General features: G+C 68.9%; 17 protein-coding genes and 4 pseudogenes. 13 read left to right on the top strand and 8 right to left on the bottom strand.

Annotated elements, in window-relative coordinates; translation table 11 throughout:
- Positions 1 to 146: 146 nt before the first annotated feature.
- Positions 147 to 482, top strand: a complete 336-nt coding sequence (locus ACFYO9_RS29185; protein ID WP_358778116.1) for an ArsR family transcriptional regulator — start codon at positions 147 to 149, stop codon at positions 480 to 482.
- 190 nt (positions 483 to 672) lie between these two features.
- Here ACFYO9_RS29185 and ACFYO9_RS29180 read toward each other — a convergent pair.
- From ACFYO9_RS29180 to ACFYO9_RS29165, 4 genes and pseudogenes are all read right to left on the bottom strand, one after another.
- Positions 673 to 999: pseudogene (locus tag ACFYO9_RS29180) on the bottom strand (transposase family protein); the annotation flags it as partial.
- A 92-nt stretch (positions 1,000 to 1,091) separates the two neighbouring features.
- Entirely contained in the window at positions 1,092 to 1,817 is a 726-nt protein-coding gene (locus ACFYO9_RS29175; RefSeq protein WP_388666715.1) for a GNAT family N-acetyltransferase, read from the bottom strand.
- Between the two features lie 433 nt (positions 1,818 to 2,250).
- A complete protein-coding gene (locus tag ACFYO9_RS29170; RefSeq protein WP_358778118.1) occupies positions 2,251 to 2,658 on the bottom strand; it encodes a thioesterase family protein in 408 nt (135 codons plus the stop codon).
- Between the two features lie 108 nt (positions 2,659 to 2,766).
- Positions 2,767 to 4,188 carry a helix-turn-helix transcriptional regulator gene (locus ACFYO9_RS29165; protein ID WP_358778119.1) on the bottom strand — a complete coding sequence of 474 codons (1,422 nt, stop codon included), beginning with the start codon at positions 4,186 to 4,188 and terminating at the stop codon, positions 2,767 to 2,769.
- Between the two features lie 1,076 nt (positions 4,189 to 5,264).
- On the opposite strand from ACFYO9_RS29165, the gene ACFYO9_RS29160 reads away from it, so the two are divergent.
- The 11 genes and pseudogenes from ACFYO9_RS29160 to ACFYO9_RS29110 all read left to right on the top strand — a co-directional run bounded on the left by ACFYO9_RS29160 (position 5,265) and on the right by ACFYO9_RS29110 (position 13,626).
- Entirely contained in the window at positions 5,265 to 6,326 is a 1,062-nt protein-coding gene (locus tag ACFYO9_RS29160) for a hypothetical protein (RefSeq protein ID WP_358778120.1), read from the top strand.
- Positions 6,323 to 7,078, top strand: coding sequence for an ATP-binding protein (locus ACFYO9_RS29155; protein WP_358778121.1), 756 nt, complete (start codon positions 6,323 to 6,325; stop codon positions 7,076 to 7,078). The genes ACFYO9_RS29160 and ACFYO9_RS29155 overlap by 4 nt, the downstream gene beginning before the upstream one ends.
- A gap of 118 nt (positions 7,079 to 7,196) precedes the next feature.
- Entirely contained in the window at positions 7,197 to 7,817 is a 621-nt protein-coding gene (locus tag ACFYO9_RS29150; RefSeq protein ID WP_358778122.1) for a WhiB family transcriptional regulator, read from the top strand.
- A pseudogene (locus ACFYO9_RS29145) lies at positions 7,814 to 8,245 on the top strand (DUF2637 domain-containing protein); the annotation flags it as partial. The gene ACFYO9_RS29150 and the pseudogene ACFYO9_RS29145, both read left to right, overlap by 4 nt.
- A gap of 965 nt (positions 8,246 to 9,210) precedes the next feature.
- Positions 9,211 to 9,402: a hypothetical protein gene (locus ACFYO9_RS29140; protein ID WP_358778123.1), complete on the top strand. Its 192-nt coding sequence runs from the start codon at positions 9,211 to 9,213 to the stop codon at positions 9,400 to 9,402.
- A 37-nt stretch (positions 9,403 to 9,439) separates the two neighbouring features.
- The gene (locus ACFYO9_RS29135; RefSeq protein WP_358778124.1) at positions 9,440 to 9,724 is read left to right on the top strand and encodes a hypothetical protein; all 285 of its coding nucleotides are present in this window, start codon (positions 9,440 to 9,442) and stop codon (positions 9,722 to 9,724) included.
- Positions 9,721 to 10,353, top strand: a complete 633-nt coding sequence (locus tag ACFYO9_RS29130; protein ID WP_358778125.1) for a plasmid mobilization protein — start codon at positions 9,721 to 9,723, stop codon at positions 10,351 to 10,353. Before ACFYO9_RS29135 ends, ACFYO9_RS29130 begins: the two co-directional genes overlap by 4 nt.
- On the top strand, positions 10,350 to 12,065 hold the full coding sequence (locus tag ACFYO9_RS29125) for a relaxase/mobilization nuclease domain-containing protein (protein WP_358778126.1): 1,716 nt from the start codon (positions 10,350 to 10,352) through the stop codon (positions 12,063 to 12,065). The genes ACFYO9_RS29130 and ACFYO9_RS29125 overlap by 4 nt, the downstream gene beginning before the upstream one ends.
- 79 nt (positions 12,066 to 12,144) lie before the next feature.
- Entirely contained in the window at positions 12,145 to 12,597 is a 453-nt protein-coding gene (locus ACFYO9_RS29120; RefSeq protein WP_358778127.1) for a hypothetical protein, read from the top strand.
- An 82-nt stretch (positions 12,598 to 12,679) separates the two neighbouring features.
- Positions 12,680 to 13,366, top strand: coding sequence for a hypothetical protein (locus tag ACFYO9_RS29115; protein WP_358778128.1), 687 nt, complete (start codon positions 12,680 to 12,682; stop codon positions 13,364 to 13,366).
- 116 nt (positions 13,367 to 13,482) lie between these two features.
- Entirely contained in the window at positions 13,483 to 13,626 is a 144-nt protein-coding gene (locus ACFYO9_RS29110) for a hypothetical protein (RefSeq protein ID WP_358778129.1), read from the top strand.
- A gap of 241 nt (positions 13,627 to 13,867) precedes the next feature.
- On the opposite strand, the gene ACFYO9_RS29105 is transcribed toward ACFYO9_RS29110, so the two are convergent.
- The 3 genes from ACFYO9_RS29105 to ACFYO9_RS29095 form a co-directional block, all read right to left on the bottom strand.
- Complete coding sequence (locus tag ACFYO9_RS29105) at positions 13,868 to 14,554, bottom strand: DUF317 domain-containing protein (RefSeq protein WP_358778130.1); 687 nt, start codon at positions 14,552 to 14,554, stop codon at positions 13,868 to 13,870.
- A gap of 78 nt (positions 14,555 to 14,632) precedes the next feature.
- The gene (locus ACFYO9_RS29100) at positions 14,633 to 15,121 is read right to left on the bottom strand and encodes a hypothetical protein (protein WP_358778131.1); all 489 of its coding nucleotides are present in this window, start codon (positions 15,119 to 15,121) and stop codon (positions 14,633 to 14,635) included.
- Positions 15,122 to 15,223: 102 nt separating this feature from the next.
- Positions 15,224 to 15,571 carry a DUF317 domain-containing protein gene (locus ACFYO9_RS29095; RefSeq protein ID WP_358778140.1) on the bottom strand — a complete coding sequence of 116 codons (348 nt, stop codon included), beginning with the start codon at positions 15,569 to 15,571 and terminating at the stop codon, positions 15,224 to 15,226.
- Between the two features lie 198 nt (positions 15,572 to 15,769).
- On the opposite strand from ACFYO9_RS29095, the pseudogene ACFYO9_RS29090 reads away from it, so the two are divergent.
- Positions 15,770 to 16,552: pseudogene (locus ACFYO9_RS29090) on the top strand (transposase).
- A gap of 80 nt (positions 16,553 to 16,632) precedes the next feature.
- On the opposite strand, the pseudogene ACFYO9_RS29085 reads toward ACFYO9_RS29090, so the two are convergent.
- Positions 16,633 to 16,929: pseudogene (locus ACFYO9_RS29085) on the bottom strand (Imm21 family immunity protein); the annotation flags it as partial.
- Positions 16,930 to 17,023: the final 94 nt, after the last annotated feature.

Below are 17,023 nucleotides of genomic sequence, written 5' to 3'. Positions count from 1 at the left end.
GACCAGGTCCCCGGCGAGTGCCGGGCCGGGTCCGGGGGACGCGGCGGCACGGGGCGGTACAACCGGATCCAGGTACGATCAATTTCGTACCTCAGGGAAGCATGCCCTTCAGGTACGATGCAACTCGTACCTGAAGGAGGTGCCGCATGGCCGGGAGGAACCTGGACGGCCCGGAGGCCGATGCGCTCGATCTGGGTGCGGTGTTCCGTGCCCTCGCCGACGAGCACCGTCGTTCCGTGATGACGGAGTTGGCCACCGACCGCAGTGACAGCGAGCGGGGCTGCAACTCGTTCGATCTTCCGATCTCGAAGCAGACCCAGACCCACCACTTCCGGGTACTGCGCGAGGCAGGTCTCATTGACGAGATCGACTACGGCAACCGAAAGGGCGTCCGACTACGACGCGCGGACATCGAGAAGAGATTCCCCGGCCTCCTCGCGCTCCTGGAAGCAGGGCACCCGGCCGATCCCGCTCCTCGCTGAGCACAGCTGGGCACACCTGAGGGGCGTCCGATTCATCCCTGAGCCGCAAGTTCGACCGAGTCCGGCTCGTGCCCGGCTCGCAGGTAGCCGAGCACGACGCAGACACGAGGGCGGAACGGTCCGAGATCAGTGCGGCGATCGCGCGATGAGTCTCGGCATAGTCCTCACGTCGGCCGGTGTAACGCTGGAGTGGCCGCCACTGCCACAGTTCGGCGTGGGCGTGCTCGACGCAGATCCGATACGAGGACTGCCGTCGGCGCACCTCTCGCCACGCGTACTGATCGCCGAGCGGTACGTCGTCCTTCGGCTTCTTCGGCGGGGCGCTGACCGGGGCAGGGAATTCGTTGGCCAGACCCCGGTAGCCCTCGTCGACCTCGGCTCCCACTTCTGGGCGGAGCTGGAGCTGCTCGGCGATGCCCTCGGTGCGCATCGCGGTCTGGTCGTGCATGCGGCCCAACCGGTCCGCACCGGACCACAGCAGGCGGCCCTGGCCATCGCTGACCGTAGTGGTCTTGATGGTGTTCTGCTTCTTCTTGCCCGAGACGAACGCCCGTCGTCCGAGATGGTTGGCCTTGGACCGGCGGACCTAGGTCTCGACTCCGTCGATCCTCAGCCGGATTCCCTCGGCTTTGACGTAGGCGAAGACGTCCGCCAGGGTGCGCAGCCGCATCCCGGGGCGGTCCGGGACTGCGAATCCGCGCGCCGCCAAGAGCGGGCGGACCTCAGCGATGGCGCGGGAGACCGTTGAGCGGGCCGTGCCATACAACTCGGCGAGCGCGGCGTGCGGGAGCCCGTGCGCAGATGAGCCAGGGAAACCAGCACCCGGTCGGCGAAGGCCGGGTCGTACTTCGGGCCAGCACCGGCCGTCCGCCGCGGCACGGAACCTCGCCGCTCACGCAGTGCCGACTCGCCCCGCGCCACCGAGGCGGGACCCTCGCATCGTTGCGGGTCAGGCTTTCGCAGAGTGCTTGCTGGCGGGCGCATCATGAAGACATCGATCGGGTCCTGGGCTTCCACGACGAATCCGTGGCGCTCGTAGAGTCGACGGGCAGCACTGCCCTGCAAGACGTTCAAGCCCACGGTCATGCCCTGCGCGTCCGTTCGCTTCAGTGCCGTGCGCAACACAGCGGATCCGAGCCCTCGACCCTGACAGCGCGGAGCAAGGTAGAAGTGCTCCAGCCACTGCCTGCCTTCGGCGGGACGGACCGTGACGCAACCTGTCAGTTCACCGTCGATCATGATGATCGACGTGTGCTGCGGGGAGAAGGAGTCCCGCAGCCGCTGCCGTACCCGGTGCTCGTCGTAGCGCCCAAGGCGTTCCAAGTCCGCACGCATGACCGTGGCCCGCAACTCCGCGATCACCTCGATGTCCGCTGCCACCGCAGAACGCAACACCCAGCCCGCGGCGTCCCCCGATGTTGTGGTCCGCGCGGACACTGCCATGTCCGATTGCCTACCGCTCCCCATCACCCCGGCATCCATGGCCGGAGTATCTCAGTCCGCCTCCTCCGAACAGGCATGGGCATCTCCGCCCGGACCACCCGATCCCAGCGCGACCACAACCGCGGATCAGGTCGTGAGCAGCCGAGCAGGGCTGGGTGGGGGGAGAGAACGGTTGTGGCGGCGGCGAGTTGTGCAGACATGGAGACCATGGACACGATGATCACAACCACCGACAGCCGGAGGAACGGGCCGGAAGGAGAACAGCCTGTATCAGCTCCCGGCTGGGGCGAACTGCCGTATCCGCAGATGACAGAGCACCGTTGTCCTAGGAATCGCTGTAGCGAGCGATGAACTCCTTCTCTGCTTCGCTCAGGCGCCGCGGTCTGCCGTTGTCCAGATCATAGGCGGCGAGGGTGGTCGTGCCCTCCGCGTATAGCTGATCGACATCTCGGATCTCATACGCCAGCTCGAAGGAGACCGCCCGACTCTGTGTCACCCAAACGTGCACGTCGACCGGGTCCTCGCGGTAGTGCAAAGGAGCTCGGAAGTCGATGCCGGCGCGGCTCACGACGAATGCGTTCTGGCGACGGCCTAGCTCGTCGGCGGCCAATACTTCCTGGAACATCCTCGTGCGCGCTTCTTCCATGAACCGGAGGAACAAGGCGTTGTTGACGTGTCCGTAGGCGTCGGCGTCAGCCCAGCGCAGTGGGCATGGGTAGGTGTACCTGTGCACGACGGTGTTCCTTCTCCTCGTGGGGGCTGCACTCGGCGTAGTCATGCGCGCCGGCCGCAATGGATCAGGCGGATAGCCTTCTGGCGAGGGCTTCTTGGTGATTTTGCTCTACCGGTTCGGCTGATCGCTGTCGGTCGACGGCAGCTCCGCCCGGATTTCACGGAGGAGGCTTACCCATGTTTCCGCCTCATTGAAGTAGCGGGCCATCGTCGTAGCAGCGTCTTCGGGGTGGTGCGGCAACGATGCCCGGAGTACGGACTTCGCTTCAGCTCGAACCTGATCATCGAAATCGTCCCAGGGGAGCCGGGCGAGCACCGTGAGCGGGGAGACTTCGGTAGCCCCCCAGCGGTCGGGAGCTTCCTCGACTGCCCAGGTGACTTTGCGGTTTGAGGGCGAGAGGAACAGCTGCGCGTCGGGGCCCATCCGGCGGCTGAGCGCAGGCAGCGAGACAACGTCCTGTCCCACCCGGGCCGCGGCCTGCTCCGGGCTGCTGACCAGGACACGGGCGGTGCGGAGGTCTGCTTCACGAAGACGGTCGGCTTCGGCCAGACGCCCCTGCGCTCGGTCTATCCCCTGCGCGAGGTTGTGCGTCTCATCGGCCCAGGCATCACGGATACCGCCGAGCGCGTCGTGCGTGGCGTCCGGTTTCACTTCGGCGCCGGCTTCGACCCACGTCATGACGACGAACCGGCAGTCGGGCATGATCGCGGGGTAGGCGACATGGCTGACGATCTCGATCGTCCGGTAGTCGAGCGTCGGCACGGTGGCGAGGAACACGTGCCCGTCACGGTGCTCGACGAAGTCGGTGTCCAACTCCCAGATACGGAGAACCTCGGGGTTCTTCTTGACGTCCTTCATCAGTTGTTGCAGGTCAGGGTCGTCCCCGTGGGTGGTCTCGGCGAAGCGGAGCATCCGTACGAAGACCGTGGCGTGCTTGTGCCAGTCGTGGTAGGTCGCGCGCCCCTCGGCCGTGGTCAGCGCCCAGCGGATCAGGTTGGCCTTCGGCTCCATCACCCACGGCCAGGTCTCTGCCATCGCCTGGTTGTAGGCCAGGACGTTCCAGTTCCTGTCGCTGAGGTACGTGGGACTGGGCATCTGCTGGTCAATGAGCAGCCGCAGCGCGGGACCAACCTCGGGCTGCCCCTCGGCCGACCGCAGGTAGGTGCCGACATTGTGGAGCAGTAGTGCGCGGCGCTCTTCGGAGTCGAGTTGCAGTAGATCGACGAGGGCGTCGCACTGTTCCTGGGTGAAGCGCGGCGTGGCGCCCGATTCGATGCCGCGCAACTTGCGCTCACTGATCCCCAAGGTGCGGGCGGCGCGAGGCTGCGTGACCCCGGCGACCTTCCTCCACCGCTTGAGCATCGCGCCGAAGCCTATGAACTGACCAGCGGGGGCGGGGCGCGCAGACACGAGTTCCGCCTCTGCGGCCCCGGTGCCGCCCGTGTCGAGGTGCTGCCGTGCGCTTACGTCGGAGGTCTCCTCTTCCGCAGCGCCGTTGCTGTCGGACTGGTGCGGTCCCTTCGCGACCATTGAGTTCCTCCCTCACCCTTTCGACAGGAGACGCGCCTGATTTTGGGCATGCAAAAAGGGGGACAGCTCGATAGCCGACCCCCGCCCTGCCGTCTCCCCACTCACGACCATACGCAAAGATTTTGGCGGTCTTGACCACGTGTGGCCTCGCCCACATACCCCCCGGAACGCATAGTTTATTCATGAACGGAACTTGGCGATACCCGAGAGACGTTCACTCGCAAATCGGGCATCTCGACGGCAGATCGCGATCGCTCCGCGAAACCGGCAAAAGTTTGCCGGTTTTCGTTCAGCGCTTCTAGGGGCGGTCTAGACCAGCTCGTACCGCCGGCCGCACGACATAGTGGATTACCTCATTCCGCTTACGTCGCAAGCGACTTACGGTCCCGTAGGTGAACCAGTGGTCGCACATCAGCTACCTGAAGTATGCGGTTAAATCGGACAAAAGATCATCGTTGACGCCCCTCATGCAGCTTGGCTTAAATCCTCCTGACCAGCTGGTTCAACACGTTGTGGCATGAGGCGCAGGGGGGGGTCGCAGTGCAAATCATCTCCGGGATGCTCGGGGCGATCCGACAGCTGTCTGTGTCGCGGCCCGCGGCCTCGACCCGCAGGCGCCGGTGCCGGCGCCCTCCCTCTGCGACTTGTACCGCCACCTTTAGTTAAGTCTGGATCTTGCGGCGGCACCCGCATATGTTCGTCGTCCCTCGCCGGGCTCCCGTCCGGCGTCTGACGCGAGAAGGAGCGGCATGCGGTTCACGCGGGGCATCCGGGCCGGGCCGGGTAGCCCGGAAAACAGCGGCGGCGCCTGAGAGGTGCAACTCCCAGACGCCGACCGCCAAATGGAACTCCTGCCTGTGCAAGGGCCGGAGATTTACCCACCTTCACCGCACCGGGTCAATTCCCAAACACGCCCCGAAGCGGCTTCCACTTCAGAGGAGAGTGTTGCATGCGCGCTGCCCTGCGCAAAAGGTCGGTCCGCCCGGCCAGCGCGGCAGGCTGCCCCCTGTCCACCCCCCGGGACCGCGTGCTGGTCGAGCGGGGCCCGCTGCAGGGTCGCGTCGGAGGTGGGTCTGATGGCACGCATCCGTACGATCAAGCCCGAGGCGTTCGAGTCGGAGGACCTGGCCTCGGTCAGCCTTACCGCCGAGCGCACCTTCTTCGGACTCCTGACGCAGGCCGACGACTCCGGCCGGCACCGCGACCACCCCGCCATCATCGCCGGGCGGCTGTGGGCCCTGCGTCCGGAGCACACCGCCACCCACGTCGCGCGCGACCTGGACGAGCTGGCCTCCGCAGGGCTGGTGTGCCGCTACACCGGATGCGACGGTCGGACCTGGTTGCACATCGTGACCTGGGACCAGCACCAGAAGATCAACAAGGCGACCGCTTCCCGCCTGCCGCGCTGCCCCAGCCACCACACCCGACAGCACTGCGGCAAGTGCCAGGGCGCGGCCTGCCCCAGCACGCGCGCCGAAGCATCGCCGTCGGAGGTGCTGGCTCCTCCCGGAGAACTCCCGGAGGGCTCCCGGAGTCCCCAGGGAGGGCTCCGCAGCCCTGTCACCCGCGCCGCCGGCACTCCGGAGCGTGCTCTGGAGCCCGACACGGCCACGGTCGGTACCCCCGTGGATGCCGACTCGACACCAGCGGGTAAAACTGCAGGTCAGACGGCACTTTCGGAGGACTCCCAGAGGGCTACGGGAGGACTACGGGAGGAGTCACGCCCTGGATCTAGGATCTTGGATCCTGGATCATTCCTTACGGGGCGCGAGGCGCCCGCGCCCGACGCCTCACCGGAGAAGGTCTCGGCCAAGCATCTGGTGGGCGAGTACGTCCGAGGCTGCAACCGCCGCCCTCCGGAGGACTTCCTCGGCCATTTGGGCCGGAAGATCAACACTCTGCTCGACGAGCGGTTCGAGGCCGACGACATCCGCGCCGCGCTCGACAAACTGCGGGCCAAGGGGCTCAATCCCAGCGTCCTGCCGAGCCTGGTGAACGAGGTCGTCAACGCGACGCCCCAGTCAGCCGCCGCCCTGCCGTCCGCCTCCGGCGCGGGCCCCTGGGCCAGCACCGGCAGCTCGTACACGCCGTATCTCAATCCCACCGCCGAGCCGACGACGTTTGGAGGCCACCTGTGACCCGCGCCCGCTACGCCGACCCGCAGCCCGCGATCTCCGAGCGGCTGCGTGAGCGCCTGGAGGCCACCCTCGCCGAGCGCGGCCTGGACCTGGACCGGGCACTGCCAAACACCCCGGAGCCGATCCCGGCCCTGGAAGCCGCCCAGGCGCGCATCCCGGTCGACTACCGCGCCGCCGTGCCCGAGCACCCGGACGTCGTCGCGTGGGTCCACTCCATCGCCGACAACGCCGTGGCGCCAAACGCCGAGGGCGTCAATCCCCACTACGGCACCGCCGGGCGCACACAGATCACGCACGGACCCAGCCTGCTGCTGTGGGGCTCCACCGGCGCCGGCAAGACACACGAGGCGTTCGGCGCGATCCGCGCCCTGACCGCCGCCGGATGCGGGGTGCACTGGCACGCCACCACCGCCGCCGACCTGTACGCCGAGCTGCGGCCGCGCGCCGGGGCGGATCCTGAGTACCTGCTGCGGCGGATCATGCGGACCCCGCTGCTGCTGCTCGACGACCTCGGCGCGGCCAAGCCCAGCGAGTGGACCGAGGAGATCACCTTCCGGCTGGTCAATTGGCGCTGCCAGAACCGGCTGCCGACGATCTTCACCAGCAACATGCCGCCCGTGCGCTCTGCCCGGATGCCCGCGCGCCAGGCAGTGCTGCGCGACAAGGTCGGAGACCGAGTGCTCTCCCGCCTGTCCGGCATGTGCACCGCCGTCGAGTTCACCGGACCTGATCGCCGCTTCCAGCGCCGCTGACCCGCCCTTGCGCCGCCGATCCCGCCGTGCGGCCCTGTCCGCCGCACCCTGTCCCGCCTCGCCGCGCACCGCCGCACCGCGCTGCCCGCCTTCCCGCGAGGCGATCTCGGAGACTTCCTTGCGCTACAAGACCACGAACGACTCCCCCGCACCGGACCTGCGGGGAATCGCCGACCACAGCTGGCACGCCAGAGGGGCCTGCCACGGCATGGACCCGGCCCGCGCCGACAAGCTGTTCTTCCACACACCCCGGGACCAGCAGGCCATCGCCGAGGCGAAGCGGACCTGCTCGTCCTGCCCGGTGAAGAAGGACTGCTTCAACTACGCGATCGACAACCAGGTCCGATACGGCATCTGGGGCGGCCTGACCGACAAGGAGCGCCAGCCCTGGCTGGCCAACCTGAGTAAGCGCCTGGACTACGGCCGCGTACGCGCCGCCCTCCAGGGCCGGGACGTCCACCTCAGCACTGCGGAGCGCAGCACGGTCATCCACCACGCCTACCTGCGCGGCTGGAGCCCGGAGCGCGTGGCCTACCTGCTGAGTGCCGACCTGGACTGGATCCGCGACCTGATGCGCGAGGCCGCCTACGTCGTCGAGGACCGGGACCGCTACTGGGGCCTCGACGACGCGGACGACGCCGATGGCGAGCGCCCGCAGGGCGGAGAGAGCACCGCGTCGGACGGCCCCCGTCGACTGCAGACCCATGCCCTGATCGCCTCGCTCGGAAAGGCCGCATGACCCACCCCAGCGCTGCACACCCCGCCGCCGCGCCCGTCGGAGTCTGGGACCGCCTCGCCGTCGTGGTCCTGGGCCTGGCCGGATGCGCTCTGAGTTACGACGCCCTGCAGCAGATGGCCGTCGCCATCCACATCCGCGGATTCCTCACGTACCTCTTCCCGCTCGTGGTCGACGGCTTCATCGCCTACGGAGTGCGCGCCCTGCTGGTCCTCTCCGAGGCTCCGCTGCGTGCCCGCCTCTACGTCTGGGTACTCTTCGGCACCGCGACCGCCGCGAGCATCTGGGCCAACGCTCTGCATGCGGTCCGCCTCAACCAGCAGACCACCCACTCGGGTCTGCGCCTGAGCGACACCGTCGTCGCGATCCTCTCCACCTTGGCCCCGCTCGCCCTGGCCGGTGCGGTCCATCTGTACATCCTCATCACCCGCTACCACCCGGCGGACCGCACGGCGGTCCGGCTCGAGGAGACGTCCTCCGCGGACCACGCGTGGGCGGACCACGAGCACGGGCCGGCCGAGGGAGCCGGTTCGGCGAGCGCGGACCAGGGCGCCCCGGCGGACCAAATGCCGGATTCCGCGCACGCGCAGACCACCGACGACACCGCGCGGACCACGGACCGACCGGCCGACTCCTCGACCTCCGCGGACCACGACGCCACGGCCGCGGACCAGCAGACCAATCCGGCACCGGACCACGATCCGGACCACAACGCTCCGGCCACGGACCAGCGGACGGACCAGCAGATCACCGCTGGTCCGCAGCACGCCGACAGCGAGGAGCGGTCCAGTAACCCCGCAGGTCAATCGGCATCTGGCGCATGCGGTCCGGCGGACCACGTGCAGGTGGTCCACGAGCACGGACCGGCTGAGGAAGCCGGTCCGGCGAGCGCGGGCCAGGGCGCCCCGGCGGACCAAATGCCGGACCGCGAGCACCCGCGGACCCCCGATGACTCAGCGCGGACCACGGACCAACCGGCCGACTCCACCCCCGCGGACCACGACGCCACGGCCGCGGACCAGCAGACCAACCCGGCACCGGACCACGACCCGGACCACAACGGTCCTGCTGCGGGCCAGCCCGCAGACCAACCGGCGGACCCAGGCGAGGGCGGCTCCACGGGCGGAGGGCAGGGGGCGCGGACCACGAGCCGCCCCGCCCCAGCCCCGGGCCCTCGGACCAAGCCCGTGGACCAGGACGAAGTCCCGTGGGAAGCGAAGGTCGCGGTCGCGCGCAAAGCTGCCCTCGCAGAAGGTCGGATGACCCGCCGGGCCATCCGACCGCACCTGCGCAACGCCAACATCACCGTCAGCAACGAGCTGTTCAGCGACCTCCAGGCCGCCCTGTACGCGGACCCGGCACTCGCACACCTGCCCCGCGACACAAGGAGAGCCCGATGAAGACCTGCGCGCGCTTCGAGCGCATCAAAAGCGGCTACGAGCGGGACATCACGTACCTGCGCAACCACTCCCAGCGCAGCGCGGGCACCACGGCAGCCAAGACAAGCGCGACCAATGCTCTCGCCGCGAAGTCGCGCATGGCCAAAGCCCTCGTTCGGCACTTCGAGCGCTGCCCCATATGCGGATGACTGAGCCATACCAGCAGGTCAACCCCTTACCGACGCAGTGGCTCGGCCTGATGCCGGGCACTACCCCCACCCTGGAGGACCCGCCATCCGCTCGCCCAACTCCCGTACGTCGGTCCCGACCGCCGCCGAAGCGAGCGTCTGGGCCGAGGTCCTGGTCCGCCGCCGGCTCCTGCACGCCGCTGTCCCGGTCCCGAACGGTCAGTGGCTCGTGCAGAGCGCGTCCGAGGCGCCCGTCCGCCTCCTGGACGGGCCCGCCGCCATGGTCGATTTCGCCGCCCAGATCCAGCGCCACACCCGCACCACGAGGAACCACACCCGATGACTCAGCAGCGCGAACCCCATCTCACCCCCGCGGAAGAGCCCAACACCAACACGGCTTCACGGGGAGCAAGTTGGGGCGGAAGCGTAGCTTCCGCCGACCCCGCCCCGAAAGGGGCGGGAGCGGGCCTGCACCAGGGGGCGCAGGTCCGGCAGGCTTCAACCGAGGGCGGACCGAAGCCTGGGGGAAAACACGAAGCGAACCGCCGCCGTCGCCGCTCGTCCGCCGCACCGCGCGCCCGTCAGCGTCCGCGCCAGCCGCGCGAGAAGAAGCGACTGCACCAGCCCAATGCCCGTTTCAACGATGAAGAGTTCGCGCTGATCAAGTCCGCCGCCGCCCAGTCGAATCTGTCCGTCGCCGGCTTCCTCGCCCGCGCCGCCCTACGCGCCGCCCGCGACCGTGACCGCACCGCCGCCGAGATAGCCGACGACCGCGAAGTGATCAGCGCCTTGTTCGAGTCCCGCCGCCGTCTCGGCTGGGCGGGCAGCAACCTCAACCAGGCCGTCAAGGCACTCAATTCCGGCGCTCCGGCACCGCAACTTGTGGAGGCCGTCGCCGCCGTCCGCGCGGCGGCCGACCGCGTCCAAGAGGCCACCGCTGAGCTCATCGCCCGTCAGCAGAACCCGGCATGATTCCCAGCATCAACGACCCTGGCGAGAACACTGCCGGTCTCCTCTACTACTTGTACGGCCCCGGACGCGCCGAGGAGCACGTCGACCCGCACCTCGTCGCGTCCTTCGACGGTATGGCACCCGATCCCGGCCGCACCGCCGAATTCCATCGCGCCATCAAAGAGCTGGCAGCTCTTATCGACCAGCCCGTCGAGGCCCTCCCTCTGCACTCCCGCCCCGCCCTGCCCGTGTGGCACACCTCTGTGCGTGCCGCTCCCGGCGACCGCATCCTGTCCGACGACGAATGGGCGGGCATCGCCCGCCGGGTTGTCGCCGCCACCGGCATCGATCCCGGCGACGGGGAACCCGGCTGCCGCTGGGCGGCCGTACGGCACGCGGACGACCACATCCACATCGTCGCCACCCGCGTGTGCGAGGACGGAAGCCGGCCGGACGACTTCCGTTCCGGTATGCGCGCTCAGGCCGAATGTCGTCTCATCGAGAAGGAGTTGGGCCTGACCCTGGTCAACGCGGGAGACGGCACCGCCGCAAAACGCCCCTCCAGCGCAGAACGCCACAAGGCCGAGCGCCAGGGCCGGGAGCAGACCGCCCGCGAGGAACTGCGTGAGACGGTCCGCCGCGCCGTGGCCGGCGCCCAGAACGAGGAGGAGTTCTTCGACCGGCTGGCCTCGGCCGGCCTACTCATCCGCAAGCGCCAAGCGCCCTCCGGTGATCTCCTAGGCTACACGGTGGCGCTGGTTGATGACCGCAATGAGGACGACGAGCCGGTCTTCTTCGCGGGCTCCACGCTCGCCCCCGACCTCTCCCTGCCCCGCATCCGCGAACGCTGGTCCGCCACGCAGCAAGACCCATCTGCCGACGATCTCGCGGGCACCCCCAGCGGTCCGGCACAGGCTCGGCGGCACGCGGCGGCCGCTGCCTGGCAGGCGGTCCTGATCATCGACCACGGCAACGACCAACAGGTCGCCGCATCCATCGCGGCGGCCGGGGAAGTCCTCGATGCCCTCGCCAAGACCGCCGCCGCCCATACCCGCAAACAACTCCGTGACGCGGCACGGACTTTCGAGCGGGCCTCCCGCTCCCACGTACAGTCCGAGCGCGGCCACGACCGCGCGCTGCGCCAGGCCGCCCGCGACCTCGTCTACGGCGGACCCGCCCTGGGGCGCGGAGAGGACGGCGCCACCACCGCCATGGTGATCGACATGGTCGCCTTCCTTGTCATCGCCGCGGCCCATTGGCACGACAGAAAGAACCACGCCCAGCAGGCCGCTGCCGCCCGCCAGGCCGCCGAACACCTGCGCGCGGCTTACCAGTCCGCCGCACAGCATCCGATGGCCGTGCTGCGCCACCGTGGCCGCCGCCTCTCCCAGCCGCTTCAGCGCCGCCAGGTGGCCCATCTGCGCCAGGCGGTTCCGGAGCTGGCCGAACAGATCCTCGCCGAGCCCGGCTGGCATGCGCTCGCCGCCACCCTCGCCGACATCGAGGCCGCCGGCCACGAGCCCGCCGCCCTGCTCGCCGCGGTCGTAGCACGACGCGAACTCGATACCGCCGAGTCGGTGAGCGACGTCTTGGTCTGGCGGCTACGTCGCTTGGCCGACCTGCCCGCCGACGCCTCCGCCATGCCCGAGCCGGGCACCGCCACGCCGCAAAGCGCCCGGCGGGCGAAGCGGCCTTCCAGCGGGCGCAACACCCCGCCCAGGAAGGCAAGGTGATTACTGAATCTGCAAGTTGCAGCAGGTCAGAGACCTAGTGCACTCTCCGTGTGCCGATCAACGACGAAGAGGGGGACAGATGTTTCGACGACGTGCTGACCGCGAGTTCCGTGACGCCCAGCTCGCCGGCCAAGCCCTGCTGGAGATGCACGCGACCTGGACGGCGCCCGACTTCGTCAGCCCTGCCGCCGAGCCGACGCCGACCGCGCAGGACGACACGGGCGTCCAGGAGGTGCCCGACTTCCTGCCGCCGGACCTTCGCGTGCCCTCACGCCACGAGGTCAAGGGACTGATGATGCGCTGGGAGCAGCCGCTCGTCGTGGACGGCGAGGTGCGCGAGTGCCCGCAGTGCGGCGCGTACCGGGACTGGGTCGTCTTCAGCCTGCGCGACGACACGATCTGGCTGCGCTGCCGCGCCGGCCACAACACTGCGGAGCCGCGTCTGGACCCGGCCTGGTACAACCGCAACTCCGGTCCCGTGGACCACTTCCACCCCACCCTGGACGACGGCCTGCGCCACCTGGGCCACTGACCACCCGTAACCCCCTCCCGCCGACAGCGGATCGCGTGTCGGCCCAAGTCAGACCGTCCGCTCGCACACCCAGGGGTTTCGCATGCGTCACCACACCACGACCGCCCTCGCTCTGACCACACTCGCCGCACTCGCCCTATCCGCTTGCTCGGCAGGCAGCTCCGGCACCTCGCCGTCGGCGACCTCCACGCCCCGCGGTGGAAGCGACGCCGTCGGCGCCAAGCCGCTGTCCTCGGCCGCGCTGAGCAGGCGGCTCCTGGCCGAGAAGGACCTGGGCGGGGGCTACGTACGCAAAGCCGAGAGCACTCAGCACAACGACGACGTCACGGTGATCGGCTGCCCCGCCCTCGACGAGCTCGGCGGGGACGCGGCGACCGGCCAGAGCCTCGACTTCCCGAACAAGGCGAAGGCCGCGTTCACCTACAGCGGCAGCAGCAACTCCGAGGTGAGCGAGGAGCTCTACAGCAACACCGCCAGGAAGTTGTCCGACGGCGTCGACCGCATCTTCGACGCGATGGCCTCCTGCCCCAAGTACCAAGTTGTCTCGGGTAGCACTGCCATCGACATGACCACTGAGACAGCCACCGCACCCGACCTCGGGGACGAGCGATGGAGTCATCTGCTGACCTACGCAGCTGGCGAGCAGCGTACCGTCGTCAAGCAGACAGCAGTCCGCGCCGGGAAAATCGTGGTGATCGTCTCCGGCTCGCCAGCCCTCGTTGATGCCCACCTCGACAAGGCACTGAACAAGGCACGTGCCCAGGGGTGAAATCCTTCACCGTGGAATACGTGGAAGGGCGTTCTCATATGTCCAGTTCGCATAACTCCGCCTCCGATACACCACCGATTCTTTGGCTGGGTGGTGGGACTGCTGCGCTGTTTGGCTTGTTCGCCTGGGTACTCACCGGCAATCCGCGGTGGTGGCTGGTGGGCGTCATCTGCGGGGTGTGCGTGAGTCTCGTCGCGTTCGGCGTACGCACCATCTTCCGCAATCACGAGCTCGGTCTGCGCACCGACCGCACCACGTGAGGCAGCACTCAACGGCGCCCCTGCCACTTCCGGCAGGGGCACTGTCATTTCTTCAGGCGGAAGCCGCAATTCCTGGATCGCAGGCGGAACAACCGCGCCATCCGCCCCAACCCCCGGACCCTCACCATCTTCGTCTCGGCGTGCGAAGCAGCCCCTGCACCTCCTCAGATGGGGAGAGTCAACCAGCGCGGACAGCGAAGGCCCGGCAGACCAAAGGGTCTGCCGGGCCTAGCCCTGCTGGTCAGCCGCGGTGGACGATGGTGAGTCGCTTCTCCGCGCTCTGTGGCAGCCGGTGGCGTGCCACCGGGGCCGGAGAGGCGAGCGAGGCGGCGAAAGCCGCTACCAGCTCGTGCGGAACGCTCGGGCTGAAGTTCGCACACCATAGATAGGGGGCCCCGAACGTGGGCTCGGCCCATGCCTGCCAACCCATCAGGTCCTCCCGCAGATCGGAGTCGGCGATCAGGTCCGGCAGCATCTCGAGCGAGATGTGCGAGGCGAAGCCGGGGTCCGTAGCGGCGGTGCGGGGGCGGTCCACGTCACGGATCCAACCCCGGGCGCTCAGCGCCGTGACCACCGCCTCTGGCTCCTCGAAGCCCATGCCGGGCACCGCGCTGGCGTCGAGCGCAACGAGGAAGTCGTGTAGTGCCTCGTGCGGGACGCCGGTGGTGAAGTACGCGTTCCACTGCACCAGGGCGCTGTCGGCATCCGGACGGGCGGAGATCTGCAGGGCCACGCGCAGGCCGCCAAGTGTGAACGGGCTGCTGGCCAGGATCCATTCGGCTCCGCGCAGCTCGTCGGGGCTCACATAAAGCAGGGTGTCGCGGGAGGTCGGCCACATGCGCCACCCCAGGTCGGTGAGGGTGTCCCCGATGCGCTCGGCGAGGACGTCGTCATCGCCGGCCAGATGGCGCGGGGTGACCCAGCGCACGGCGTCCGGCGACGCGGGGTGAGAGGGATCCGCGGGATGGTGCGGGTGCAGGGGCGCCTCCGTGGGCTCGGGGGTGGTTCACTGCCCGCCGCTGGGGCGGGTGCCGCGCCGACGGCGCGGCGGGGCCTCGGTCGGTTCGTGCCAGGTCAGCGCGACCGCGACGTCGGGCAACAGGTTGCCGAACTGTTCGACTTCGTCCTCGTCCGGCTCGGTGAGGAGCAGCACGGGACGATCCTTCTCGTCGCGGGCGGCGGCAACGGGGCCCGCGCGGTGGGCCATCGGGAAGTCGGGGTTGAGGGCGAGCCGCACGACGGCGTCGCGGCCGCAGGCCGACAGCTGGTCGAGCAGGTCACCGACGGTCGTCTCGGGCAGCGCGCCGAGCGGCTCGGCGTCCTTGGCCTCGGCGATGAACACCACCGGTCGGCCGGCGTCGTCACGGGTGGGGACCACGCCGCCCAGGCGGCGGCCCGTGCGGGCGAAGGGGTTGATCCACAGGCGGACCACCACGTCGCGGTCGCTGGTGGACAGGCGGTCGAGCAGATCGCCGACGGTCAACTCCGGGGCCAAGACGCATCTCCTTGCAATAGCGGGCGCCCCCGCAGGGGCCGAGGGCAGGGTACGTGCCGTACGTGAGCAGCGGCTCCGATCCGCGCGGGACCTGCGGTCGGTTCACAGAGGCCGGGAGGTGGCCAGGACGCGCTGGACCGTGGCCGCGACGATCTCCGCCGGTGTTTCGGTGTCGAATCGGATCCGGTAGCCAGGGACCTTGGCAGTGCCGGTGACGGCGAGGGTCCAGCCGTCACCGTCGGTGCCGGGGCGGCCGAGGGGGAACCATCCGAGGTAGAAGCGGCCGCCCTTGCTGCTGATGTGGACGTCGGCGCGGTCGTCCACGACGAGGTGGAAGAACTCGGCCTTGAACAGATCGGTGACCATCGTCGACTGGCCGGGGCCCAGTTGCCACGAGCGCAGCTGCAAGGCTTCGGTGGCGGTGGAAAATCCGGGGGTGGACGCGTCCATGATCACGGGCGTCACCTCTCTGACCTGGGGTTTCGGGGAAGGTCGTCTACGTTGACATGCCCCTGGCGGCTTCCACCAGTCCTTTCGCGATCTTTCCTGTCTGCCCCCGGCGAACTTGTCCTTCGTCATCGAATCCAGTCGTTTCGGCTTGCTTGACGTCGAACCTAAGGGCTGTCCCGTAAGTGATCTTGCCCTGCGATGATCTCGATCGTGCCACGCGTGATCACGGCGTCCGAGCCGTCCTGGATAGCCCCGTTCACTGGTGTGGCTCCGCGCCAGTTCAACCGGGTGGTGCGTGCCCTGCGGCGGGCAGGCGCCGACGTCGCTCGGCAGGGCCGGCCATGGGGGATTCCGCTGGAGGACCGGGTGCTTCTGGTCGCTGCATACTGGCGCACCAACCTGACGCTGCGGCAGCTCGCACTGCTCTTCGGTGTCTCGAAGTCCGCGGCTGGCCGCATCGTCAGGCACGTCGGGCCTCTTCTCGCGTTCCAGCCCTGAAAGCGGTTTCACAACGATGCCGTGCTCATCGTGGACGGCACTTTGGCTCCCACCCGCGACCACGCGGTGGCGGAGCGGTCCAAGAACTACCGGTACTCGACGAATCACCAGGTCGTCATCGACGCAGACACCCAACTGGTGGTCGTGGTCGGCCGGCCGTTGCCGGGCAACCGCAACGACTGCAAGGCATGGGAGCTATCCGGGGCGAAGGCCGCCGTCGGGAACACCGCAGTGATCGCCGACGGAGGCTATCGAGGTACCGGGCTCGTCATCCCACACCGCCGCGACCATGGGCAGAGCGAACTGCCTGCCTGGAAGGAAGAGCACAACGCCTCTCACCGCAAGGTCCGCGCTCGGGTCGAGCATGCCTTCGCCCGGATGAAGACCTGGAAGATCCTGCGCGACTGCCGTCTCAAGGGCGATGGCGTGCACCACGCGATGCTCGGCATCGCCCATCTGCACAACCTTGCGCGCCGTGACTGACCGCACCCAGCCCGAAGTGCTGTCCGTTCAGGATTCGGCGGGAGGAGCTGGACCAGGCCGACCCAGTTCTCCTCGTCCACCTTGGTCTGTGTGGCGCGGACCCTCCAGCGGCCGGCGGGCAGTGAGACCGACGCCTCGGCGGGCATCCCGCCGTCGGGGTATTCGACGCCCAGGTCGGAACCCGTTTCGGCGGAGTCCATGAGCACCGCCGGACCGTCCGAGGCCCAGGTGCCGCACTCCTCCCACACTGTGGCCGGGTCTGCGAGGACAGTGTCCGCCGCGGCTCTCAGTCCGGCCTCGGAGTCGGCGGAGAGCCACCGCAGGAACGCTCGGTGCTGGGGCAGATAGCAGCTGGTTGCCGGCTCGTCCGCCAGCACTAGGTCGTGTTTTAGAAGTGGCTGCTGTGCCGTGCCTTGGGCCGTGATGATCTCGGTGTGGGGCGAGGGGATCTTTCGGATGGCCAGTGGGCGG

This window comes from Streptomyces sp. NPDC005863, assembly GCF_042871345.1.
Lineage (GTDB): Bacteria > Actinomycetota > Actinomycetes > Streptomycetales > Streptomycetaceae > Streptomyces.
The sequence above is the reverse complement of the archived record's forward strand: the minus strand, read 5'-3'. Positions and strand labels throughout refer to the sequence as shown.

Excerpts from the sequence above, each read along its gene's own strand:
- ACFYO9_RS29125 (WP_358778126.1), top strand. The coding sequence starts at position 10,350 with ATGATTCCCAGCATCAACGACCCTGGCGAGAACACTGCCGGTCTCCTC.
- ACFYO9_RS29175 (WP_388666715.1), bottom strand. The coding sequence starts at position 1,817 with ATGCGTGCGGACTTGGAACGCCTTGGGCGCTACGACGAGCACCGGGTA.
- ACFYO9_RS29160 (WP_358778120.1), top strand. The coding sequence starts at position 5,265 with ATGGCACGCATCCGTACGATCAAGCCCGAGGCGTTCGAGTCGGAGGAC.
- ACFYO9_RS29185 (WP_358778116.1), top strand. The coding sequence starts at position 147 with ATGGCCGGGAGGAACCTGGACGGCCCGGAGGCCGATGCGCTCGATCTG.
- ACFYO9_RS29140 (WP_358778123.1), top strand. The coding sequence starts at position 9,211 with ATGAAGACCTGCGCGCGCTTCGAGCGCATCAAAAGCGGCTACGAGCGG.
- ACFYO9_RS29115 (WP_358778128.1), top strand. The coding sequence starts at position 12,680 with ATGCGTCACCACACCACGACCGCCCTCGCTCTGACCACACTCGCCGCA.
- ACFYO9_RS29130 (WP_358778125.1), top strand. The coding sequence starts at position 9,721 with ATGACTCAGCAGCGCGAACCCCATCTCACCCCCGCGGAAGAGCCCAAC.
- ACFYO9_RS29120 (WP_358778127.1), top strand. The coding sequence starts at position 12,145 with ATGTTTCGACGACGTGCTGACCGCGAGTTCCGTGACGCCCAGCTCGCC.
- ACFYO9_RS29095 (WP_358778140.1), bottom strand. The coding sequence starts at position 15,571 with ATGGACGCGTCCACCCCCGGATTTTCCACCGCCACCGAAGCCTTGCAG.
- ACFYO9_RS29165 (WP_358778119.1), bottom strand. The coding sequence starts at position 4,188 with ATGGTCGCGAAGGGACCGCACCAGTCCGACAGCAACGGCGCTGCGGAA.